At 61.1% G+C, this 23,406-nt stretch carries 21 protein-coding genes and 1 tRNA gene; 5 read left to right on the top strand and 17 right to left on the bottom strand.

Annotated elements, in window-relative coordinates; translation table 11 throughout:
• Window positions 1-4: 4 nt before the first annotated feature.
• From FPL22_RS01180 to FPL22_RS01140, 9 genes are all read right to left on the bottom strand, one after another.
• The gene (locus tag FPL22_RS01180) at window positions 5-205 is read right to left on the bottom strand and encodes a hypothetical protein (RefSeq protein ID WP_144228294.1); all 201 of its coding nucleotides are present in this window, start codon (window positions 203-205) and stop codon (window positions 5-7) included.
• A gap of 136 nt (window positions 206-341) precedes the next feature.
• Window positions 342-2,294, bottom strand: a complete 1,953-nt coding sequence (locus FPL22_RS01175) for a cyclic nucleotide-binding domain-containing protein (protein ID WP_144228293.1) — start codon at window positions 2,292-2,294, stop codon at window positions 342-344.
• Window positions 2,295-2,306: 12 nt separating this feature from the next.
• Entirely contained in the window at window positions 2,307-2,750 is a 444-nt protein-coding gene (locus FPL22_RS01170; protein WP_144228292.1) for a response regulator, read from the bottom strand.
• Between the two features lie 126 nt (window positions 2,751-2,876).
• Window positions 2,877-3,473: a recombination mediator RecR gene (recR, locus tag FPL22_RS01165; RefSeq protein ID WP_144228291.1), complete on the bottom strand. Its 597-nt coding sequence runs from the start codon at window positions 3,471-3,473 to the stop codon at window positions 2,877-2,879.
• Between the two features lie 110 nt (window positions 3,474-3,583).
• Window positions 3,584-3,892: a YbaB/EbfC family nucleoid-associated protein gene (locus FPL22_RS01160; protein ID WP_144228290.1), complete on the bottom strand. Its 309-nt coding sequence runs from the start codon at window positions 3,890-3,892 to the stop codon at window positions 3,584-3,586.
• Between the two features lie 73 nt (window positions 3,893-3,965).
• Entirely contained in the window at window positions 3,966-4,856 is an 891-nt protein-coding gene (locus FPL22_RS01155) for an NAD-dependent epimerase/dehydratase family protein (protein WP_144228289.1), read from the bottom strand.
• A gap of 51 nt (window positions 4,857-4,907) precedes the next feature.
• A tRNA-Arg gene (locus FPL22_RS01150) sits at window positions 4,908-4,982 on the bottom strand.
• An 83-nt stretch (window positions 4,983-5,065) separates the two neighbouring features.
• Entirely contained in the window at window positions 5,066-6,463 is a 1,398-nt protein-coding gene (gene lpdA, locus FPL22_RS01145) for a dihydrolipoyl dehydrogenase (protein WP_144228288.1), read from the bottom strand.
• A 101-nt stretch (window positions 6,464-6,564) separates the two neighbouring features.
• Window positions 6,565-7,029 carry a phage holin family protein gene (locus tag FPL22_RS01140; RefSeq protein WP_144228287.1) on the bottom strand — a complete coding sequence of 155 codons (465 nt, stop codon included), beginning with the start codon at window positions 7,027-7,029 and terminating at the stop codon, window positions 6,565-6,567.
• Window positions 7,030-7,126: 97 nt separating this feature from the next.
• Between FPL22_RS01140 and FPL22_RS01135 the strand changes: the two genes are divergently transcribed.
• From FPL22_RS01135 to FPL22_RS01125, 3 genes are all read left to right on the top strand, one after another.
• Window positions 7,127-7,903 (top strand): DeoR/GlpR family DNA-binding transcription regulator, encoded by a 777-nt coding sequence (locus FPL22_RS01135; RefSeq protein WP_144228286.1) that lies wholly within the window; start codon window positions 7,127-7,129, stop codon window positions 7,901-7,903.
• Between the two features lie 208 nt (window positions 7,904-8,111).
• Window positions 8,112-13,979 (top strand): excinuclease ABC subunit UvrA, encoded by a 5,868-nt coding sequence (locus FPL22_RS01130; protein ID WP_238991272.1) that lies wholly within the window; start codon window positions 8,112-8,114, stop codon window positions 13,977-13,979.
• 22 nt (window positions 13,980-14,001) lie between these two features.
• Window positions 14,002-14,664 (top strand): AbiU2 domain-containing protein, encoded by a 663-nt coding sequence (locus FPL22_RS01125; protein ID WP_162525152.1) that lies wholly within the window; start codon window positions 14,002-14,004, stop codon window positions 14,662-14,664.
• 8 nt (window positions 14,665-14,672) lie between these two features.
• Here FPL22_RS01125 and FPL22_RS01120 read toward each other — a convergent pair whose 3' ends face one another.
• The 3 genes from FPL22_RS01120 to FPL22_RS01110 all read right to left on the bottom strand — a co-directional run bounded on the left by FPL22_RS01120 (window position 14,673) and on the right by FPL22_RS01110 (window position 17,878).
• Window positions 14,673-15,407 carry an ATP-grasp domain-containing protein gene (locus tag FPL22_RS01120; protein WP_144228283.1) on the bottom strand — a complete coding sequence of 245 codons (735 nt, stop codon included), beginning with the start codon at window positions 15,405-15,407 and terminating at the stop codon, window positions 14,673-14,675.
• A 30-nt stretch (window positions 15,408-15,437) separates the two neighbouring features.
• Window positions 15,438-16,622: a hypothetical protein gene (locus tag FPL22_RS01115; protein WP_144228282.1), complete on the bottom strand. Its 1,185-nt coding sequence runs from the start codon at window positions 16,620-16,622 to the stop codon at window positions 15,438-15,440.
• Window positions 16,623-16,873: 251 nt separating this feature from the next.
• Entirely contained in the window at window positions 16,874-17,878 is a 1,005-nt protein-coding gene (locus FPL22_RS01110) for a cupin domain-containing protein (RefSeq protein ID WP_144228281.1), read from the bottom strand.
• A gap of 205 nt (window positions 17,879-18,083) precedes the next feature.
• On the opposite strand from FPL22_RS01110, the gene FPL22_RS01105 reads away from it, so the two are divergent.
• On the top strand, window positions 18,084-18,491 hold the full coding sequence (locus FPL22_RS01105) for a helix-turn-helix domain-containing protein (protein ID WP_162525151.1): 408 nt from the start codon (window positions 18,084-18,086) through the stop codon (window positions 18,489-18,491).
• Complete coding sequence (locus FPL22_RS01100) at window positions 18,488-19,093, top strand: mobile mystery protein B (RefSeq protein WP_144228279.1); 606 nt, start codon at window positions 18,488-18,490, stop codon at window positions 19,091-19,093. The genes FPL22_RS01105 and FPL22_RS01100 overlap by 4 nt, the downstream gene beginning before the upstream one ends.
• A gap of 38 nt (window positions 19,094-19,131) precedes the next feature.
• Here the strand turns inward: FPL22_RS01100 and FPL22_RS01095 are convergent, their stop codons facing one another.
• The 5 genes from FPL22_RS01095 to FPL22_RS01075 all read right to left on the bottom strand — a co-directional run bounded on the left by FPL22_RS01095 (window position 19,132) and on the right by FPL22_RS01075 (window position 23,352).
• Window positions 19,132-19,983: an ion transporter gene (locus FPL22_RS01095; RefSeq protein ID WP_144228278.1), complete on the bottom strand. Its 852-nt coding sequence runs from the start codon at window positions 19,981-19,983 to the stop codon at window positions 19,132-19,134.
• A 3-nt stretch (window positions 19,984-19,986) separates the two neighbouring features.
• Window positions 19,987-20,679 carry a dihydrofolate reductase family protein gene (locus FPL22_RS01090; RefSeq protein WP_144228277.1) on the bottom strand — a complete coding sequence of 231 codons (693 nt, stop codon included), beginning with the start codon at window positions 20,677-20,679 and terminating at the stop codon, window positions 19,987-19,989.
• A 154-nt stretch (window positions 20,680-20,833) separates the two neighbouring features.
• Window positions 20,834-21,634 carry a fumarylacetoacetate hydrolase family protein gene (locus tag FPL22_RS01085; protein ID WP_144228276.1) on the bottom strand — a complete coding sequence of 267 codons (801 nt, stop codon included), beginning with the start codon at window positions 21,632-21,634 and terminating at the stop codon, window positions 20,834-20,836.
• A complete protein-coding gene (locus FPL22_RS01080; RefSeq protein ID WP_275263000.1) occupies window positions 21,606-22,904 on the bottom strand; it encodes an amidase in 1,299 nt (432 codons plus the stop codon). The genes FPL22_RS01085 and FPL22_RS01080 overlap by 29 nt, the downstream gene beginning before the upstream one ends.
• On the bottom strand, window positions 22,888-23,352 hold the full coding sequence (locus FPL22_RS01075; protein ID WP_238991271.1) for a RidA family protein: 465 nt from the start codon (window positions 23,350-23,352) through the stop codon (window positions 22,888-22,890). Before FPL22_RS01075 ends, FPL22_RS01080 begins: the two co-directional genes overlap by 17 nt.
• Window positions 23,353-23,406 lie beyond the last annotated feature (54 nt).

Genomic DNA, 23,406 nt, shown 5'->3' with positions numbered 1-23,406 from the left:
CGGCTCAGGACTTCTTCTCTTCTTTCTTCTCGTCCTTCTTTTCATGGCCCTCGCAGCAGGCTTTCTCAGCGGCGCAGCAGCTCTTCTTTTCGACGCAGCAGGCCTTTTCCGTCTTCTTCTCCTCGGACTTGGCCTCGGCGCGAACGAGCGCGACGGCGGCAAAAGAAGCAAGCAGGCAGGCAAACAGGATACGGGTGGATTTCATAATTTTAAGTAAGGTTGCGTGAAGTAATACGCGGCAGGGATTAAAATCCCTGAGAAAATTTGATGAGATGCAGGGAGTCGAATCCACGCAAACCGACTTCCGTTGAAACCCGCGCGCATGTTCTCCCAACCCGAATTTACCCGTGACCAGTAGGATCAAACGTCCCCAGACCCAGCGGTAAGATCGGGTGACCCAACCGATACGAACTGATCTTCTCCAGTCGCAGCGCCACATGATGATTATGCGTCATGAAGCGCAGAAAACTTGTCCGGTCGATTTGCAGGCAACGCAACTGACCCTGCGCCACCACGTCGGCCATCGCCGAACTGTTCTGCAACAGACTGATCTCGCCAAAAAAATCCCCCGACTTCAGCCGTGTCAGCAATTTTTCACGACTGCGCACCTGCGCGATGCCATCATAGACAATGTAAAACCAGCGCATCTCGCTTTTCTCATACACCACCGGGTTGCCATCGCTGTAGGCAGCTACCTGGGCCAGCCGTGCAAACCGCGCCACGGCGTGCGTGTGCCAGAATTTGCACAACGACAGCATCCGCAAAAACGCATATTTGTGCGTCAGGTCGTAAACCACTTCGGCACCGAGCCGCTCCAGGATCACGCTCTTAAAAACCTCCACCGGCATCATCATCGCCGACAACGGCGTGCGGCTGCGCACATGCAGCAACACATCCATCCCTCCCGGCTTCAGGTGCGGCAGACCAAAAAAATCGCCTTCTTCCAGCGAAAGCGCCTGCAAGCGGCGTCCGTTTTTGCCCACACGACTGGCCTGCGCGCGGCCGGATAAAATCAACCCGACATGGTTGCTCTCCACTTGGTCCGAAGCCAGATCGGTCCATGCCTTGAACGTCACGGGCCGCCACGAACGGCAGACCAGCGCCTGATCGTAAGGATTAAGCTGCCCCAGCAACGGATGCGCCGCGGCCAGCCGCAGCAACGCCGCTTCGTTATCTGGAAACACATACTCGTGTCTCCAATGGCGCCACGTTGTCGCCCAGCGTTGCCTCGTCCCGCGCCAGCTCTGTCGCAAACCATCGCGCCACCGCCGGATCATGATGACCATCACTGTAATCAAAAGAGCTGAACCCAGCGCCGGAAGCGACCATGACCAATAACTCCAGTCGGTCGCCACCTCCATAAACGACAAACCCAATCCGTCCAAAACCAACCGCGCCACCAGCAACGCCCAACCTGCCGCGCAGACGAGCTCGATCGCGCATACCCGCCAATCCCACAGCTGCCACCACGGGCGCCAATGCAATTGCGGACGCTGGTTCGGCAGAAACATAAACCGGCTGTCGGTATCCAAATCCGGATACCTGCTCAGCAAACCGGCCAGCCTGCGCGGTAATCCCTGTCCCCACGGCCGCCAAACGAGCAGCCAGACCGCCGCCAGCGGTAGCGCCATCAAGGGGAACTTGCATAACGCGACCAACAGCGCCGCCGTCAGCGGCAGGCTTCCCGCCAGCGTGATTAACAGCTGCTCATCCGGACGCATCAGCCGGGTGTCCCGTAAATCAAAATAGCAATGCACCCCCGCCAGTCTGCGTCCTGCATAAACGTCGCCACCGGCGTTCACCAACACCGCAGCGGCCAGCAATTGACCGGCTACCAGCATACCCAACGCCAGCAAGACTCCCGCCACCAGCGGCCCCCACTCCAAAGAAAAAGACGGTGAACGCACCGCCATCCACACCACCACCACCAGGGATAACAACGCGACCGGCCATTTGATAAAATTCGCCTTCAACCCCGGCCAGCGAATGGTTTTCTTCACCGGTTTGCGCACCGATCCCGCGCAAAGAATTCCGGCATGGTGCGCTTTGAGCACCAGCTCATAAAATTCCCGCAACGGCAGACATTCGCGGCTCTTCAGTAAATGCGCCAAAGCCGCCGGCACCGTGCTTCCCTCGGAAAAAACCTGCAACACGACCGCCTGCGCCGCGCTCACCGACAGATACGTCTGCGCCGGCACGTTCTTGATCACGAATGCCCGGTTCGCCACCCACCCGCGCTGAATGTCCGGGTTTAGCGTCAGTTTCTCGACGGTCAGCAGTAGGTTTTGGTCCATGTGATCAATGGCTCACGTCGGTGCCATCGGTCCGGCATCCCCCAACATCTCCGCGACCACATCGCGCAGTTGCGTGAGATTAAAAGGTTTTGGCAGAAAACGAAATCCCTCCGCGCTCACGATCCAGCGCGACTCATCGTTGAGTTGCCCGCTCAACAGCACGATCGGCAGCCGCGGATACTCCGATCGCAACTGCCTCGCCAGGCTCATCCCATCCGTGTCCGGCAAAATCACATCCACCAAGGCCAGACCAATACAGTCCCGCCCCGCTTTCATGACCTCCAACCCTTCGGCCCCGGTGGCCGCCTGACGCGTCGCCCATCCCAGACGGGCCAGCAAAGTCACAATGATCTCCCGCGCCTCGGAATGATCATCGATCACCAAAATCTCGCGAGCGCCCTTCTCGGGCTCCGAGCCGGGCATATTCACCAATCGATCATACCAGGAAGAAGTCACGGGAAGTTAAGCGTTTCAGAGCAGAAAGCTAAGGATAACTCCCTAGAGCTAGTTCCACGCCAAATGCGCAACTCCTGCATTATCGCGCCAATCCTTCGCCCCATCGTTAGGGGCGAAAACCCACCGTCACGCGTAGTCGCGCCGCGCATCCAATGCGCTTTTCAGCGTCACCGAATCCGCATACAAAACCCCGCCGCCACTGGGCAGGCCGAAGCCGATACGCGTCACTTTGATGCCCGCACCCGACGACAGGTGCTCGGTCAGATAGTGGCACGTCGCCTCACCTTCCACGTCGTTGGACAACGCCAGGATCAACTCGGTTACTTCGCCGGCCGCGGCACGCGTTAACAGCGCCGAGAGGTTCAGATCCGCCGGTCCAATGCCGTGAATCGGCGACAGTTTTCCGTGGAGCACATGATAGACGCCACGGTAGGCCGCCGAGCGTTCGAGCGCCACGAGATCGGGCACGTTTTCGACCACGCAAACGATGCGCTGGTCGCGACGTTCATCGGCGCAGATCGAACACAGATCACCTTCGGCCAGATTGCCGCAGCGCGTGCAACGCCGCACACTTTGCGCCGCATCTTGCAACGCACTCACGAGCACCGGCAACGCACCCGGTTTGCCCACGAGCAGGTGCAAAGCCATCCGCTCCGCCGAGCGAAACCCGACCCCCGGCAGTTGCTTCAACTGCTGCTGCAGACGTTCGAATGCGGGAGTCATGGATCGGAATAGTTGAGAGATGAAAGATGAGAGTTGAGTGACCAAAACCCGAAGTCCGGATCTCTCAACTCACATCACTCAACTCTCAACCTGAGCGAGTCCGTCGCTCCTTAGAACATCCCCGGCATCTGGAAGGCCGACGTGACCTTCTGCATTTCGGCGTCGTTGAATTCCTTGGCCTGCTTGGACGCATCCTGGATGGCGGTCAGCAGGGTCTCGGACACGAGCTTGGAGTCTTCCTTGAGGAACTCGGGATCGAGTTCGAGAGACAGGAACTTGCCCGCGCCGTTGATCTTCACTTTCACCGCGCCGCCGCCGCTGGTGATGTCGATGACCTTCGTCTCCATCTGTCCTTGGATGGACTCGATGGATTTCTGCATTTTCTGAGCTTGTTTAAGAAGTTTGCCTACGCCGGCCATGGTAAGAGAAGGGTTGGGAGTTAAAGATGAGGTTTGAAACGAACGGCTAGTGCCTAGCAACGCGGGCAAATCTTCAAGCCCCAAGTATTGCCGCATACCCCTCCCGATAACTCGGGTAAACCGGCTGCCAGCCCAACACCCGCTTGATCTTGTCGTTGGCGATCACCCGATCAGGCGTCACCCGACGGCGTCCTTGCGCCGGTTCACCCGTGAATCGCGGCGCGGGCAGGCCCAGCTTTGTCGCCAGAAACTCCGCGACTTCCGCCTTCGGGGCCGCACCGTCGTCGGCCACGTTGAACACGCCCCCATCAACACTCGCCGGTGCCGTAAAAGCCGCCCAGATCGCACCCGCGATGTCATCGCGATGAATCAAGTTCAGCCGGTGTCCCCCCAGGCCCGCGACTTCACCGCGGCCTTCACGCAATTGATCGACGAGATAATGCCGGCCGGGTCCGTAGATCCCCGCCAGCCGCAGCACGAAACGCCGCGCACCCGCCCCGCTCGCGAGCAACAAATCCTCGGCTTCCACCAGCGGATTGCCGACCGTGCGGACCTCCTCGATGGAATCTTCCTCGGTGACGCGCACGCCGCCGTCCTGCGGATACACCGAGGTGCTGCCCGTATAAACAATCGTGCCCGCCGTCACGCCGGACGCCCAGGCCAGCACCGACTTCATCCCGTCCACATAACTACGGCGATAACCCTCCGGACCGCCACCGCCCGAGCTCACACAATTCAACACGCAGTCGGCGCCGTCTCGCAGCGCGGCATGCGTATGCCAGGTATCCGCCGCCAGATCATCCACGATCACGGTCACACCCGCCTCGGCCAGCGCGCGGGCCGTGGTGTGGTTGCGGGTGAGCGCCGTGACGCGAAAGCCCCGCGCGATCGCCTGACGCGCCACCTCACCGCCGACATAACCGGCGCCGAAAACCACGAGGTGTTTTGAACTGGGGAGTGACATCGGTATTAAATAAAAAGCCCCGCTTTCCTTTAAGAAAGCGGGGCTAAAAAGTGGTGCAAGCGCCGGGAGTCGAACCCGGATCGACGGCTTCGGAGACCGCTACACTATCCATTGTGCTACGCCTGCAAAAAACTGAGCGGCAAACTCCTCCGGTGACCCCGCGCTGTCCAGTGTAAAGACAACGCAGGGCAATCCGTGGCTCTCCCCGCTTAGATGTGGATCGCCTCGCCGAGCGACGCCGCGGCGGCTTCCATCACGGCTTCGCTGAGCGTCGGATGCGCGTGAATCGTCTGGTGGATTTCGTCGACGGTCGCCTCGAGTTCGATCGCGAGTCCATACTCGGCGATCAGCTCGGTGGCTTCGCTGCCGATGATGTGCGCGCCGTAGATCTCGCCGGTCTTCGCATCGGTGATGACCTTCACGAAGCCTTCGCTGTCGGCCGATGCCACGGCCTTGCCGGACGCGGTGAATGGGAACTTGCCGACCTTGTAATCGAGCTTCTTTTCCTTGGCGGCTTTCTCGGTAAGACCGGTGCTGGAAACCTGCGGCTGGCAGTAGGTGCAACCGGGGAACTTGGTCACGCGCTTGGCCTTGCCGTGGCCGAACATGCCGTTGACGCAGCTCACGGCTTCGAAGGTCGCGACGTGGGCGAGCCAGGGCGGTCCGATGATGTCACCGGCGGCGTAGATGCCCTTGATGTTGGTCTGATAATCGTCGCCCACCTTCACGTAGTTGCGGTCGAGTTCGATCTTCACGGCATCAGCTATGACGCCTTCGATGTTGGCCACGACGCCGATGGCGGAGAGCACCACCTCGGACTCCACTTCCTGTTTCTTGTCGCCGGTGACGAGGTCGACTTTGACCGAGTCTTTGCCAACGCGGAAGTTCTCGCACTTGGTGCCGGTGAGGATGGTGATGCCCTGTTTTTCGAGGGACTTCTGGAGGACCTTGGACACCTCTTCGTCCTCAACGGGGAGAACCTGGTTGAGCATTTCGACGAGCGTCACCTTCGTGCCAAACGCGTTGTAGAAATAAGCAAATTCCACGCCGATGGCGCCGGCGCCGACGATCACGATGGACTTCGGCAGCTTGGTGTTGGCGAGGGCTTCGCGGGAGGTCATCACGCGCACGCCGTCGAGCGCGAGATCGGGGATGCGGCGCATTTTGCAACCGGTGGCGATGAGCGTGTTCTTCGTCTTGAAGAATTTGCCCTTATGCTCGCCTTCGGTGATCTCGACCATGCCGGCGGCGATCACGCGGGCCTTGCCGGTGAAGTAGTCGACCTTGTTCTTCTTAAAGAGAAACTCGATGCCCTTGGCCATCTGGCCGGCGACGCCGCGGGAGCGCTCCATGACCTTGGCAAAATCGAAGGTCACGTCCTTCACGGTGATGCCAAACGTCTCGGACTTCTTGATCTTCTGGTAGAGGTCGGCGCTCTTCAGCAGGGCCTTGGTGGGAATGCAGCCCCAGTTGAGACAGGTGCCGCCCGCCCGCTCGAGTTCGATACAGGCAACTTTTTTGCCCAGTTGACCGGCGCGAATAGCGCCCGCGTAGCCCGCAGGGCCGCCGCCGATGACAATCAGATCGTATTCAAGTGTGTCTGCCATGATGGAAAAGTGAAGGAATGCGTGTGCCGGCTAAAGGCGCAAACGTCGCGTCGTCGCGTTCGCCGGTCAAATTGAAACTAGGGATGCGCCCGAAGCCGCAATCAGATGTCGATGACGTCGTCGTCCTTGATCTTGCGCGGCCCCGGAGCCGGCGGCGGATTGCCCTGATGCGCGGACGGAACGCCACGGGTGACGTTGATCTGCACATTCTTTTTGGCGAGCAGCACGCTCACGAAGAGGTTGGTCAGACTGATGATCAGCGCACCCCAAAAGGCGGAGCCAAACCCATCCACCCGGAACGCCGGCTGCAACAAACTGCCCACCAGCCAGAGGAGCAATGCGTTGATCAACAACACACCCAATCCCAGCGTCAGCACGATGAACGGCAGTCCGAAGAGCACCAGCAGCGGCTTCAGCACGGCGTTGAACAAGCTCAACAGTGCGACCACCGCGACCAAGGTGCCGATATCGTTGTAGCTGATGCCGTCCACCAGGCGTGTCGCGAGCGTCACGCCGAGGGCCAGCACCGACCAACGCACCAGAAGTGCGACGAAAGGATGTTTCATCGCGCCACTTTCAAGCCGTCGCCCGCTCGGGCAACGAAAAACTCCCCTCGCAACACACGCCTCGACCTTTGCCTCCCGCTCCCTAAAACCCATCGCCATGACAAACAAGCAGCGGCTCGACCTCATCGAGAAACATATCCGTGAGCACAAATACGCCGACCTGCACACCCTCGCCACGCTCTTCGCCAGTTCGCTTTCCACCGTGCGCCGCGCGCTCGACGAACTGGAATTGCGCGGCGTCCTTCGCCGCCACCACGGCGGCGCTTCGCTGGTCGAAACCGACGAACTCGCCAAGGAATACGACTTCATCTCCCGCGACCAACGCCAGTCCGACGAAAAATTTTCCATCGCCCGTCTCATCGCCGACCAAGTCCAACCCGGCATGACGGTCATCCTCGACGGCGGCACGTCCATTTACGCCGTCGCCCGCCTGCTCACCGCCAAACGCCTGCAGGTCATTACCAACTCCCTGCCCATCGCCGGTCTTTTCAGCGAAATCGGCTCTCTCGAAACCATCGTCACCGGCGGCAGCATCCACAACCGTCTCGGCGTGCTCGTCGGCCCGCTCTGCGAGCAATCCCTCGAACAAATCCACGCCGACATCGCCATCCTGGGCGGCGCCGGCATCACCGAGGCCGGCGTGTGGAATCACAACACCCTGATCGTCGCCACCCAGCGCAAGATGATCGCTGCTTCCGAGCGCACGATCTTCGCCATGGACAGCTCCAAGTTCGGTCGCAAGGCCATGAGCCTCACCGCCCCGTTCAGCGCGAAGTTTTCCATCATCACCGACCAAAAGCCCGCCCCCGCCGTGGTCGCCGCCATCAAAAACGCCAGCGCCACCCTCACGGTCGCCCCCAAGTCCAAGGCCTGACAGTAGGGCGGGAACTCCGCCCGCACCGTTTGTAGGAGGGGCTTTATGCCGCGATGACGCGCAAAGCGCGCCATGCCCGTCATCCGTCCGTCGCCCGTCCTCTGTATTCCGTATTCCGTCCTCCCCGCTGACAACCCTATGTCAGCAGCGGGAATTTCCCGTCCGCTGACGGTTTGCTTTCTTCCGCACGCTGGACTTCGTCTCACCCGTGGTCCGTTCCGCCTCCTCCCTCCCCGCCGCCAAGTCCAAAGCCGCCCCCGAATGCATCCGCCTGCGCGGCGTGCGTCAGAACAACCTGAAGGGCTTCGACCTCGACCTGCCCCTTGGCAAATACGTCGTCGTTACCGGTCTTTCCGGCGCGGGTAAAAGCTCCCTCGTATTCGACACCCTCCACGCCGAAGGCCAGCGCCGCTACGTCGAGACGTTCTCCGCCTACACACGCCAGTTCCTCGACCTCCTCGACAAGCCCAAGGTCGACTCCATCGAGAACATCCGCCCGTCCATCGCGATCGAGCAGACCAACACCGTCAAAACCTCGCGCTCCACCGTCGGCACGATGACCGAGCTCACCGACTTCTTTAAAGTCTGGTTCAGCCACGTCGCCACCTGCTTCGACCCCGCCACCGGCAAACCCGTCGAGGACGACACACCCGCCACCATCTGGGAAAAGACCCGCGCCGTCACCCCCGGCGCCCAGGTCATCATCGCCTTCAAGGTCACCAAGCCGGAAAAGCTCACGTGGGTCGAAATCCTCACCAATCTCAAAGGCCAGTCCTACGTCCGCGTGCTGTTGCCCGCGCACGAACGCTCAACATCCAACGCTCAACCTTCAACGCCCAACGTCCAACCGCCCGGCTCGCGCATGCAGGTTGCCCGTATCGACGACTTGCTGGCCGCGTCAGCCGATTCCGAACTTGGACGTTGGATGTTGGACGTTGAACGTTCGACGTTCTTATTTACCGCCCAAGACCGCCTCGCCACCACTCCCGACGCCCGCCCGCGCTTCCTCGAAGCCGTCGAACAAGCCCTCCACTTCGGCCAGGGCCAGGTCCACGTCTTCTCCGCCGACACCCTTGCGCCCGTCGGCCATTATTCAAAAGGCCTCCACTCCCCCGAAACCGGCCGCACCTTCCGCGCCGCGTCCCCCGCGCTCTTCTCTTTCAACTCCCCGCTGGGCGCCTGCCCCCAGTGCCGCGGCTTCGGCCGCATCATCGAGATCGACTACCGCCTCGCCATCCCCGACCAGTCCGTCTCCATCGCCGACGGCGCCATCAAGGCGTGGGAAGGCGAAGTTTACAGCGCCTCCAAAGACGACCTGATCTCCGTCGCCAAAAAGAAAAAGATCCCCGTCAACGTCCCCATCGCCTCCCTCACGCCCGAGCAGCGCGACTTCGTCATCAACGGCGAACCCGGCTACGGCGAAAACGGACTCGAGTGGCCCAAGGCCTGGTATGGCGTGAAAGGTTTCTTCACGTGGCTCGAGAAGAACACTTACAAGATGCACGTCCGCGTCTTCCTCTCGCGTTTCCGCGCCTACAACGAGTGCCCGTCCTGCCACGGCACGCGCCTCCAACCCGAATCCCTCTGCTGGAAATGGCAGGGGAAAACGCTCCCCGAACTCTACCAACTCCCCGTCTCCGAGCTTCTCAATCTTCTCACTCGCCACTCGTCACTCATCACTTCCGCCGACAACCGCAGCGCCACCATCGCCTACGAGAGCATCCTCACGCGCCTCCGTTACCTCCAGCAAGTCGGCCTCGGCTACCTCACCCTCGACCGCACCTCGAAAACCCTCTCCGGCGGCGAGGTCCAGCGCGTCAACCTTACGTCCTGTCTCGGCACGTCCCTCGTGGACACGCTCTTCGTCCTCGACGAACCTAGCGTCGGCCTGCACCCGCGCGACATCGACCGCCTCATCGCGATCATCCGCACCCTCACCGACGCCGGCAATACCGTCGTCGTGGTCGAGCACGACGAAGCCATGATCCGCGCCGCCGACCACCTCATCGAGGTCGGACCCGAGCCCGGCGCCCGCGGCGGCCACATCGTCTTCGAAGGCAACCTCCCCGGCCTCCTCAAATCCAAAGCCAGCATCACCGGCCGCTACCTCTCCGGCCGCGAACAAGTCGACCTCCCCGCCACCCGCCGCCCAGTCGCCCTTCCCCGTAGCGGGGAGCGCCAGCGACCCGACTCCGATCTGTCCGCTGTCCTCCGCCCTCCGTCCTCTGGCTCGGGCTGGCTCACCTTCCGCGACGCCTCCAAGCACAACCTCCGCAACGTCACGCTCTCGCTCCCGCTCCAGCGTCTCGTCGCCCTCTCCGGCGTCTCCGGCTCCGGCAAGTCCACGCTCCTCGACAACGTCATCCACCAAGGCCTGCTCTCGAAGCGCCTCCAGCTCACCGAGGATCCCGCCGTCATCGCGTCCATCACAGGAGACGATGCCTTCTCCGAGATCGTTCTCGTCGACCAGTCGCCCCTCTCCCGCACCCCGCGCTCCAACCCCGCCCTCTACACCGAGGCATGGGAACTCATCCGCGAGCTCTACGCCAAGGAGCCCGCCGCCAAGGAAGCCGGTTTCAGTTCGTCGTCCTTCTCCTTCAACAGCGGCGACGGTCGTTGCGACCATTGCCAAGGCCTCGGCTACGAGCGCGTCGAGATGCAGTTTCTCTCCGATGTCTTCGTCCCGTGCCCCATCTGCGAGAGCAAGCGCTTCAAGCCGGAGGTCCTCGCCATCCGTTGGAACGACCTCTCCGTTTCCGACCTCCTCGGCACCAGCATCACCGACGCCCTCCCGCTCTTCAAAAACCACGAGTCCATCCGCACCCGTCTCGCCAGCCTCGACTCCGTCGGCCTCGGCTACCTCACGCTCGGCCAGCCCCTCAACACCCTCAGCGGCGGCGAATCCCAACGCCTCAAACTCGTCAAATACCTCAGCAACTTCACCGGCGAAAAGCTACCGGTCACTTCTCACTCATCACTCGTCACTCCGAAAGGAGCTCTGCTCCTGCTAGACGAACCCACCACCGGTCTCCACCGCCACGACGTCAAACGCCTCATCGCCGTCCTCCAGGCCCTCGTCGACCGCGGACACTCCGTCGTCGTCATCGAGCACAATCTCGACGTCCTCAAATCCGCCGACTGGCTCATCGAGGTCGGCCCCGAAGCCGGCGCCGACGGCGGCCAGATCATCGCCGAAGGCACCCCCGAAGACGTCGCCCGCGCCACCACCGCCACGTCCCCCTTCCTCCGCCACGCGCTCGCCGACGAATCCCTTCCCCTCGCCGCCGAAGACCCCGCGCCCTACGGCACCCCACTCGTCACTCATCACTCATCACTCGTCACTCCACCCGCAGCGGAGCTGCGGCTCACCGGCGCCCGCGAGAACAACCTCAAGAACATCTCGCTCACCATCGCCCACCGCGAGTTGACCGTCGTCACCGGCGTGTCCGGCTCCGGCAAGAGCACCCTCGCCTTCGACATCGTGTTCGCCGAGGGCCAGCGCCGCTTCATGGAATCGATGTCGCCCTACGCGCGCCAGTTCGTCGAGCAGATGCCCCGCCCCGCCATCGACCGCCTCACCGGCATCCCGCCCACCGTCGCCATCGAGCAACGCATCACCCGCGGCTCCCGCAAGTCCACCGTCGCCACCATCACCGAGGTCGCCCAATACCTCCGCCTCCTCTACGCCCGCATGGGCGTCCAGCACCACCCCGACACCGGCAAACCCGTCCAGCCGCTCACCCCCGGCCAGCTCAAAAAACTCCTCCTCACCGTCCTCCACTCGCCCAAGGCAAAGAAGGCAAAACACCTCTACCTCTGCGCCCCGCTCATCCGCGGACGCAAGGGCCACCACCAGCCCATCGCCACCTGGATCGAGGACCACGGCTACGAGCTCATGCGCGCCGACGGACGTCTCCTCCGCGTGGATACATTCCAAAAACTCGACCGCTACTCCGAGCACGACATTGAGGTCGTCGTCGCCGACATGAAGACCGAGGCCCGCCCCGGCCCCGCCCTCGACAACGCCCTCCGCCTCGGCAAAGGCTCCTGCTTCATCGCCCTCCCCAACGGCGAGGTCCTCTCGTGGTTTTCCACCACCCGCACCGACATCGACACCGGCGAATCCTTCCCCGAGCTCGACCCCAAGCAATTCTCGCACAACTCCCCGCGCGGTTGGTGCCCCACCTGCCGCGGACACGGCCGCGTCTTCCCGTGGATGCTCGAACCCGCCGACGATGACGACAAAGACGATCCCGCCGCCCGCCTCCGCGAATTCGGCATCGAGTCCGGCGACGACGTCGCCGACACCGGCACACCCTGCCCCGAGTGCCACGGCCAGCGCCTCAACCGCATCGCCCGCGCCGTCAAACTCCACCTCAACGGCAAGCTCGCGCCCGTCTCCCTCCCCGAGCTCCTCGCCAGCACGCCTGAGCAGCTCCTCACCCGCCTCGGCGCCCTCAAGCTCGACGAACGCGGCGCGCTCATCACCCAGGACATCGTCCCGCAGATCCAGGAGCGCCTCAAATTCCTCGACCACGTCGGCCTCGGCTACCTCGCGCTCGAACGCCCCACCGACACCCTCTCCGGCGGCGAAGCCCAGCGCATCCGCCTCGCCGCGCAACTCGGCACCAACCTCGCCGGCGTCCTCTACGTCCTCGACGAACCCTCCATCGGACTCCACGCCCGCGACAACGACCGCCTCATCGAAACCCTCCTCGCCCTCCGCGATAAAGGAAACACCCTCCTCGTCGTCGAGCACGACGACGAGCTGATGGAACGCGCCGACAGCATCATCGACCTCGGACCCGCCGCCGGCATCCACGGCGGCGACCTCCTCGCCCACGGCACGCCCGCCCACATCAAAGCCAGCGAGAAATCCCTCACCGGCCTCTTCCTGGCCAAAGGCATCCAACACCCCCTCCGCGGATCCTACCGCGACCTTCCGGCCTCCGCCCGTCGTCCGTCCTCTGTCCTCCGTTCTCCGTCCTCCGACAAAGACTGGCTGACCCTCGAGAACGTCCAATTCCGCAACCTCAAGAACTTCGACGTCCGCCTCCCGCTCGGCCGCCTCACCATGGTCGCCGGCCCCAGCGGCGCCGGCAAATCGACGCTCTTCCGCGACGTCCTGTATCCAGCCGTCAACCACGCGATCAAGGCGAAGAAATCCAAAGTCACCGGCAAAGACTTCGTCAAAGCCACCGGCTTCGCGCCCGAGCCCGCCGACACCGTCCCGTTCCTCGACCTCCGCAACGCCGACGCCTTCAAAGGGGTGATCGAGGTGGATCAATCCCCCATCGGCAAAACCCCGCGTTCCACCCCCGCGACCTACCTCGGCATCTTCGACCTCATCCGCACATTCTTCGCCTCGCTCCCCGAAGCCAAGATGCGCGGCTACTCCGCCGGACGCTTCTCGTTCAACACCGCCGGCGGACGCTGCGAAACCTGCTCCGGCGGCGGCCGCATCAAGCTCGAGATGGCCTTCATGCCCGACACCTACCTCCCCTGCGACGACTGCCGCGGCACCCGCTACGGCCCCGAGCTCGCCGACATCCAGTGGAAAGGCAAAAACATCGGCCAGGTTCTCCAGCTCACATTCGAAGAAGCCGCCACCTTCTTCGACTTCCACTCCCTGCTCTCCCAAGTCTGCCAGCTCATGGTCGACTGCGGACTCGGCTACCTCACCCTCGGCCAAAGCTCCCCGACCCTCTCCGGCGGCGAAGCCCAACGCCTCAAACTCGTGACCGAACTCGCCAACGGCCTCGCGAGCTACAAAGAGCGCAGCCGCGGCATCGCCGTCCGCAACCTCTACCTCCTCGAAGAGCCCACGATCGGCCTCCACCTCAGCGACTGCGAAAAGCTGATCAAAGTCCTCCATTCCCTCGTCGAACAAGGCCACACCGTCGTCGTGATTGAACATCACTTGGACCTCCTCGCCGAAGCCGACTACATCATTGAACTAGGCCCCGTCGGCGGCCCCCAAGGCGGCGAACTCCTCTACCAAGGCCCCCTCCCCGGCCTCCTAAAACTCAAAACCAGCCCCACGGCTCCTTACCTTAAAGCCAAACTCAACCGGTAGCCCTGAGCGCACCGAGCTACAGATGCCTGCTACGATCAACCGCGATTACTCTAGTTACCCCTCGTCGATACGAGGTGTCTTTCCTCACCTCGCGGGCGAGGCATGTGAGCTTCGCCAATCATGGGAAGTCTACTCCCATTTATTCATGTCAGATAAAGCACGGACAGAGCTACTCGGTAAACGATTGGGCGGCGTTCTTGGAATGTTTCAGTCCCTGCTAGCGGACGAAATGACGCTATCTATTTCGCGGTTAACCGACAAAGACTCACGCGCACAGACAAACCTATCGCTGTGGGCTCTGCGGGCGGCCATTCCAGATGCGAAAGACGTTGAGTTTGAGAAAAACGTGAATGGCGCGCTGGATCAAATCATCAAAGACGCCGCAAGCATTCGTAAGCACCGCCACAAGCGGCTGGCTCATTATGATTTAGCGGTAAGTTTAAGCGCGGAAATCCTACCTGTCGTAACGTTCAATGACATACGTGGAGTGTTAGAAAAAATCGAAGCCTTGTTAAATCTGTTCTACTGGGAGTTCGAGAATACGACCATGTTCTTCGATACGCTGCCGGCCACCGACCTAACTGGAAAGATGGAGGCAACCGCCTACAAAGCTCACGCATACGACCTACTAGAGGCAGAAGGTATAGTGCCTAAAATGGAGTGGAGACGCAGGGTTAAAATGTGACCGCACAGCTAGGAAGGTGGGTCACTACATGCTTCCTCGCCGATTGCTGATGCTGTCACAATGGACGAAAGAGCTGACTCCGGATCGCAGCCATTAAGCCCTGCACCCCAAGCCGCGTTGAATTCAATCACCGCCCAGCCTCGTTCAGCTACCAGACCCACATCGATCACGACGGCGCGTGGAAGCGGCAACGACTTTATTACCGACCGGGTAAATTGAACTGCTTCGGCAACCTCCGCCTTTCCCTCGTAAACGGCGGCAGCCAGCACACTCCCATCGAGCGCAAAGCATCGCACCTCGGCTGTGATCGTTACCGGTTCGGCAACAAGCACCGGCGTCTCCATCGTTATGCCCCGACACTCGTCCGCCAACGCTTCTGCAGAACGATAAACTGCGCCGCGAAATTGCTTCGGCATCATCGGCTTGATGAATAGCGGAAAGCCAGAAGCCAGCGCATCCCCCAACGTCTTCCGAGAAAGCTCACGCCGGAGAAACTCGGGAGGCAGACGCAGAAGCAAATCGTCATCCGGCGAGCAGAGCGGAAAGCCCAACTTCTGTTGTAGAACCAAACAGAACGAATCGGGGCCATAGACACGAACAGTGGCTGGATCGAATGCCGGAGGATCCCAGAAGCGCCCGATACGATGAACCTCGCCACCGCCACGACGAAACACAGCGGCCAGCGCGTCGCGTTCAGTGTCCGGTTTATCAGGAATCAAAAGGTTCAATCCGGCTGTGTTCATCAGACTGGCTTTATACGCGCTCAGTTATGTTCAGGGCTCCTTAAGCCAATAATGCTCCCATGTCAGTTGCTCCAAGAGAAGATCGACCGCATTGGCAGGTAATCGGCCCTTTATTTCTTCGATCACATCAAGCCGCAGAGCGGCTTTCCTGATTTCGTATTCCTCTTGGGAAACCGCTCTTGTCACAGGTGCTTTAAGTTCGGCGTCAGCTTGGTTCAGCACCGCATAGATGACCTCCGCCTGCGTTCTATCCAACTTGAACTTGTCGACTACGGTCACAATGGAACGAAAGCTCTTATCGGCTTCACGATCTCCGCGCTCTAAACGCTCTGCGCCGAAAATTTCCTTCAACTGGTTTTTATACGTCTCCTCCACAGCATTCTCTTCCGCCACCGCTTTCGGGTTGCGAGAGAGAGGAGAGGCAAAGGGATCGCTGAACGCTTCGCCCGGATACCGCGCCAATAATTCTTTTTTTACACGCTCGCGCTCCCGCTGTGCCCGGTAAACCGCCCGTAACTCCGCCTCGTTCGGCGAGTATTTCCCAATCTCGCGATCCAGACTTTGGCCATCTTCTCGGAAATCATATTCCGCCAATTCATCCTTACTTAGCAGCGCCTCCACATCTCGGCGCTTTTCGGCGAGCAGGCGGTTATACATCTCTTTTTCTTCCGCCAACCACGGACCAGGCGGCAGGTTTTCAATCATCTCTGCATATTCTCGATCAAGCTGCCTGATCGAGGTCTGCTTTTCCTTGGGTAGAAAATTCCAACGCTGCTCTCTCCACGGATACACTAACTCCGGATAAGCACCCACCACACGCTCCTCCTCGGTCTTCTCCCGACGATCAATTTTCTCATGCCCCGTAACCCGCCACCAATCAGGTTCTCCTTTCCACCAAGCACCGCCTTCCGATGCCATGATCGCCTTAATTCTTTCGGCATGAAATTTATATCCGATAGCCGATCCGACAACTGACCGAATCGCTTGACGATCCATGCCACACGCATCCAACAGATCGCGCAGAGCCTCCGGATCGCTCCGTCTTAATTTGCCGACCAAGTCGGGTCCAAGGCTGGAAACATCGACTCCCTCCACCCTACTCTGGCGGCTTGCCGGTAGTCGCTCGGGTTCAGGCGAGGCCTCATGGTTCAAAAGCTTTTGCCCGCACCACACCACCACTCCAGCCAGAACAAGATTCGTGAGAAGGGATAGCACGAAAACAGAACGCTTAATCGGCCGCATCCCTCCGCAATGCCCCGCAACACATTGGCTCGCAAGCCTGCAGCCAAGACAGCTGCAAATCAGGTCAAGACTTCATGACAACCTCCGCCTGATCGGACACGGCGCCGATCCAACGGGCTCGGGCCGTAAATCGGCAACAAAATCGCCACACAGTCAGTTCAGAGGAGCCGGCCTTCGGTATTCGAAAATCTAACTATTGAGGTAACGGATTGCCGAACCACGGCTCAGCTCAACTTGCTTACGGTATCAGCCCAGTCGTCCAAAACATCCTGCGGCTCGCGATCCGGGAACGTTCGGCCCACCACGGTCAGCAAATCCTTTTCCTCGGGGAAAAGATCCGACAACGCGGTTCTGAGCTGAAGCGCCGGATCCTCTATGCCCGCGACTTCATCCCAGATTTGACCGCCACGAAGGGATCGGGTGATGGATTCGATGATCACCTCGCCGAGCGGACCGAATCGCTCCACCGCCAATTCGCGGATCTCACCATTTAAAAACCCGTCGTCGAGCTCGTGCATCATTTCCTTGAGAATCCGGGCCATCCGATGGGCGCTCCCGGTTTTCAGAAACTCAATTAATCGCGTTTCGAAGCCCTCCGGGTTTGCCGCGTGATAGGCGCTCAGGACTTCGGCCTGGCGCACGTGGGTTTGAGAATCCTGATAGGCGTTCACGCCCAATCCGTTCATCGAATAATCCAACTGCACCAATCCCCCTTTGTTGCGGATCACGAGCGTGAGAGAGGGATTCCCCATGTGCATCACCGTGTGAATGAATGCCTCTCTGGGCAGAATGCGCGTGATATCGCCGGGAACGATCAACCGGAGGACGGTCGGGTCCAACTCCCCCAATTGAATCCCGGGCGTGGGCTCCTCATCCCGCCGATAGGCAAACTGCGCCTCGATCGAGTATCCGGCCAAAACCCTGAAAGCCCCGTAAAACCCATGACCGTGAATCGAGGTGCGACCATGAAACCAGTGAAGGACTTCAGCGTAAAAGCGCGGCTCCTCATAAACGACCAACGCAGGCTCACCGAATCCACTGTGGAAATTGACCTGCTCGGGTAAACGCTCACGGCCCAGCGCCCAATCCGCCATGTAGTCGATGCCCATGCCGGCGGGAACCGGAAACTCCGCCATCACTTCGGCGGCAAGATCGGGGAAGTTGGCCCCCAATTCGCCTTCGCCACAGCGCGCAGAAAGTTTTTCGCCGATTGCTTTAAAATAATCCATGTGAGGCCACTCTCGTTCGATCCCCACGCGACGCAATCGCCCAAACCGATTATAAAGGCCCGCCGATCCATGGGAGCGGGACGAAATGGGGTCGGGCCGCTATATGCTAGTTTTTGAGGGATTAAATTCCATGCGGCCTAAAAGCATGTGATCTGGATCATAGCTATAGCTTGCAATTAGAACACAAACGCACAGTTATAGCCATGTGAAAAGCCATGAATCAACAGCTATAGCCTTAAATAGTCTGCAAGCGATCACTTCGACCACACGCCCCATTTCCAAGCCCGTTCATGGCTGGCTGGCGGCCGTTCGCAAGGCCCTCGGACTGTCCCGCGCGGCGGTTGCTGCCTCGCTCAAAGTGACTCCTTCAGCCGTGCAAGATTACGAGAAAGCCGAAAAAGCCGACGCCATCACTCTCGCCACCCTTCGCCGGGTAGCTGGCGCGATGGACTGTGAACTCGTCGTCGCCTTGGTCCCCAAGAACGGACTCACCTTCGCGCAGCTCGCCGCCCGCCGTGATCCCAACTTCGCCCACCTACGCGCAACCGAACATTCCATGGCCCTCGAAGCTCAGGCGAGTAACGACCTGCCGCCTTCGCCAACCGCTCCATGAGCCTGCTCCCTCCTTCTCGAGACGATTCCGGCACCACGCCCGTTTCCCCGGACGAGGAACGGTTTATCATCCCCAGCGTCGCCACTCTGGCAGAACTCAACTTGCTGGAACGCGCCAACATCCTGGAAGCCCGCCGCTGGCTCTTCGCGCCCCGCCGTCGTCTCGCACCGGCCGATCTCCTGGATCATCTCTTCGTGCGCGAATTGCACCGGCGCATGTTTCGCCGTGTCTGGCGCTGGGCGGGTAAAATTCGTGACTGCGAACTGAACCTCGGCGTGCCGCCCGCACAGGTCGAAACACGATTGTATTCACTTCTTGCCGACGCCCGCGCCTGGCATGAACACACCGCCTTTGCGCCCGACGAACTCTGCGTGCGGCTGCACCACGGGCTCGTGGCCATCCACCCTTGGCGCAATGGCAACGGTCGCCACGCCCGCCTGCTTGCGGACCGCCTCGCCGTTGCCCTCGAACGGCCGACCTTCACGTGGGGCGGCGGAGCCGAGCTGGAGGCAAAAAACGACACTCGCACCCTCTACCTCGCCGCACTCCGCAAAGCCGACGCAGGTGACTTCACCGCTCTCATCGCCTTTGCCCGCGTCTGATCGTCCGCAGTATCAACCCTTCGCCGACGCCCATCCACCTACAGTTTCGTGCCGCAGTGTTTGCAGTGGCGCGCGTCGTTATCGTGGTCGCTGGCACCGCACGACGGACACGACTGGGTGTTGTTGGCGGCGCGGGTCGCAGCGCTCAGCTCGACCGTGACGATACCCGTGGGCACGGCGATGATCGCGTAACCCATCAGCATCAGGATCGCGGAGACTACGCGACCGAGCACAGTGTGCGGCACAATATCCCCAAAGCCCACCGTGCTGAGCGTGACCACCGCCCAATAGATCGAGACCGGAATGCTGGTGAACCCGTTTTCCTCGCCTTCGATCACATACATCAGCGCGCCAAAGATCAGCACAATCGAAAGCACCACGCCGATGAAGATGACAATCTTGTGGATGCTGGCCCGCATCGCCGCCCCCAGCAGCTGCGCTTCGCCGACGAAGTGCGCGAGTTTCATAATCCGGAAAACCCGCAGCAACCGCAGCGCACGGATCACCAGCAACGCCTGCGATCCGGGTAGAAAATAAACGAGGAAAGTCGGCAGAATCGCGAGCAGGTCCACGAGGCCATAAAAGCTCAGCGCGTAACGCAGTGGCCGCCGCACACTGATGAGCCGCGCGCCGTATTCCAAGGTGAACAAGCCCGTGAAGACCCACTCAATCGCGCGCAGCGTTAAACCATGGGTTTCGCGAAGCTCGCGCACACTTTCCAAGCACACCGCCAGCACGCTGAGTAAAATGAGAACCAGCAACGCGACATCGAAGCGTTTTCCCCACGGCGTATCCGCCTCAAAGATGACCTCGTGCCAGCGCTCGCGCCAACCGCTGCCGAGCGGCTTTTCCTCCGCCGCCACCTGGGTCGAAGTGTGCTTGGCGGTCATGCGCTATCTTTTCCTAGCCGATTGGTATTTAAGCAACAGCGCACCGCCCTTGATGAGCTTGGATGACTTAAGCCGGAAATGCGTGGCCTTGCGGCGGGAGTAGCCTTCTTCGACGTCGAAGAGTGTCGGCGTGCCGACCGTGCCATCGGCCAGCGGCATAAGTATCAGGTGCAATTCGTCGATGAGCCCGGCCTTGAGAAACGAACCGTTGATCTTCCCGCCGCCCTGCACCGACAGATGCTTGATCGGAAAAAGCTTCGCGAGCTTACGGACCACGAGCTTTAGGTCGATGTCGCGCTTGCCGCCGATGATGTAGGAAATGTTTTTCGAACGCAGATAATCCAAGTGCTCGGCCGTGGCGCGCTCGGTGACCACGGAGATGATATGTTCGCTATCAGCCCGGTTGGTTTTGAATTTCAGTTTCCCATGCGGATCGAGTCCGACCGCGAAGGTCTTGGTGTCGTAGTCCGCGACGAAATCCCCCGACGGCACCGTGAAGCGCCCGCGACGCGGCGGACGCGGTTTGGTCTCCGTGAAGCCCTGCATCGTGACCCGCCCCACGATCCAAGCATCCCACGGGATTTTTTTGGCCACGTCTTCGAACAGATCCTCGTCTTCGGGCAGCCCCCAGATCTTCTGTTGGATGCGGCCGTCCAACGAGGTCATCATCACACAGGAAATATGCGGTTGTTTCATTTACGCATGGAACCCAAAGCGCCCAAAAAGTTCACGCGCCCCCGCGTTTATCTCCGCTGCCGCCCGCTCATGTGTGGAAACAAACGATGCCGCTCTCCGCGGTTAACCGGCATCTTCTCCGCGCCTCTGCGTCTCTGCGTTAAACCCTGCCGGTTCAGCTCTCCTCCGTCACCGCATTCGTTAGTGTTCCGATCCCTTCGATCGTCACGCTGACCACGTCCCCCGTCTGCAAATACACCGGCGGTTTCATCGTGTGCCCCGCCCCGCCCGGCGTTCCCGTAAGGATCACCGTGCCCGGCAGCAGCGTTTTGCTCGCACTCAAAAACACGATCAGCTCCCGCACATCAAAAATCAGGTCCGCCGTGCTGCCTTCCTGCCTCACCACGCCGTTCACCGCCGTCTCCAGCTTCAGCGCCCCCGCGTCACCGAGTTCATCCACCGTCACCAGCACCGGCCCCAACGGACAAAACGTATCGAAGCTCTTCCCCTGGCAAAACTGTCCGCCGCCCAGCTTGAACTGCCAGTCGCGCGCCGACACGTCATTCGCCACCGTGTATCCCAGCACAAATGACAGCGCATTCTCCCGTGTCGCATTCTTGCAGCGCTTTCCGATCACCACCGCCAGCTCGCCTTCATAATCGACCGCCTCGCTCGCCAGCGTCCGCGGAATCTCAATCACCCCGCCCGGACGCTGCACGGTGTTCCCGCTCTTCATAAACACCAGCGGACGCTCCACCAACGCCAACCCGAGTTGCTCCGCGTGTTTCCGGTAATTCAGCCCGATCCCAAAGATCGTCACCGGCTCCACCGGCGCCAGCAATTCACCCACCGCCACCACGCGCTCCGTCACCGACCACGCGCCCAGCATATCTCCCTCGATCACCCGAGCCGAACCATCGGCCTGCAACGCCGCCCACCCCGGACCTTCAGCAGTGAGATGTCGGATGATTTTCATAAGTAAGAGCGAGCACGTCGGCAAACACCGGCGCGTCACACGTCGGCGCCACCATCTGTAAACCCGTTGAAAAACCACCGGGCAACGCCACCGGCAGCGTCAACGCCGGCAACCCCGCCAGACTCACCGGCGTGGTCAGCTGAAAAATCCGGTCCCGCGTCGCCTGCGTGCAATCCGCCTTCACCGGCGCCACGCACGGCGTCGCCGGCAGCACCAGAAAATCATACCGCTCCCATACCGCCCCAAACGCCGCGATCAGCCGCTCGCGCGCGACCTTCGCCGCCGCCTGCGCCTCCGCCGTCATATCGCGACCCGCTATAACGCGGGCAAAGACCACCGGATCATACGCGTCCTTGCGCCGCTCGGCCCAATTCGCATGCACCGCCCACGCCTCGGGCCCGCGCAACGCCCCAAACGCTTTCGGCGCCTCCGCGAACTCCACCCGCAACCGATCCGCCAGCTCCGCCTCCAGCGGACCGCACAACGAAGCCGCCGCGCTCGCCTGCGCCGCCACCAGCTCAGTATCGACATCGCCAAACGGCAGCCAGGCCCCACGCCAGACCCGCCCCGTCGCCTTCACGCCGAGCAGCGCCTGAAAACTCGCCGCCATGTCACCTGCGTTGGCCGTAAACCAACCCGCCGTATCAAAACTCGGCGCCAGTGGAAACGCATCCGCGATCCACGGATGATGCGGCGCCATCCGAAAACCAAACAGTCCGCAAAATGCCGCCGGCACCCGTATCGATCCCGCCGTATCCGTCCCAAACGCCAGCGGAACCACGCCCGCCGCCACCGCCGCCGCGCTCCCGCTGCTCGACCCGCCCGAAGTCCGTCCGGGCAACCGCGGATGCTCCACGTAGCCGTAATGCGGATTCTCCCCGGTGATTCCGTAAGCAAACTCATGAAGGTGCGTCTTTCCCGCCAACACCGCCCCCGTCTCGCGCAGTGTCTTCACAAGCACCCCATCCGCTTCCGGCCGCGGACGCTCCTCATCCAAAAAAGTAGAACCCGCCTTCGTCGGCCATCCCGCCGCATCAAAAACGTCCTTCACCACAAATGGCACCCCCGCGAGCAACGGATTCGCCGTCACTCCTTCGCCGATACGTTCCAACCGCCCCGCGATCTCCTCCTCGCACGCCAGCATCGCGAACACCGCCTCGCGTTGTCCGGGCCGCAACGCATCCGCCTTCGCGTGAAGCGTGCGGGCCACTTCGGCCGGCGAGAGTCGTTGCCAGTCGGCGAACGTCATGCGCTCAAACAAAACTGACATTCACCTGAATCTCCACGGTAGCATTCTTCGGCAGTCCCGCCACCGCGATCGCCGCGCGCGCATGTTTACCGGCGTCACCGTAGAGTTTCACGAAGAGGTCGCTCGCGCCGTTGATCACCTGCGGACTCTCCGCAAACCCCGCGACCGCGTTCACGTAGCCGCCCACATACAAAAACTCCTTCACGCGATCCAGATCCCCCAGCGCGCCCTTGATCGCCGCCAGCACGTTGAGCGCGCACACCTGCGCCGCTGCGATCCCCGTCTCGACCGTCTGCACGCCCGCGCCCACCTGCCCGACATGCGTCATCACGCCATCCCTCACGCTGATCACTCCTGCGAGGATCAACGTGTTCCCGTTAATGCGATGCGGTAGATAGCTCCCGCCCGCCACCGGAGCCGCCGGCAACGTCAACCCCAGCTCCTTCAGTTTGGCTTCGATGATCGGCATAGTGATTTTCAGGTTCTTCGCGCCTTTGCGTCTTTGCGTTTAAAAATTCGTTTC

It is taken from the genome of Rariglobus hedericola, from assembly GCF_007559335.1.
GTDB lineage: Bacteria > Verrucomicrobiota > Verrucomicrobiia > Opitutales > Opitutaceae > Rariglobus > Rariglobus hedericola.
The sequence above is the reverse complement of the archived record's forward strand: the minus strand, read 5'-3'. Positions and strand labels throughout refer to the sequence as shown.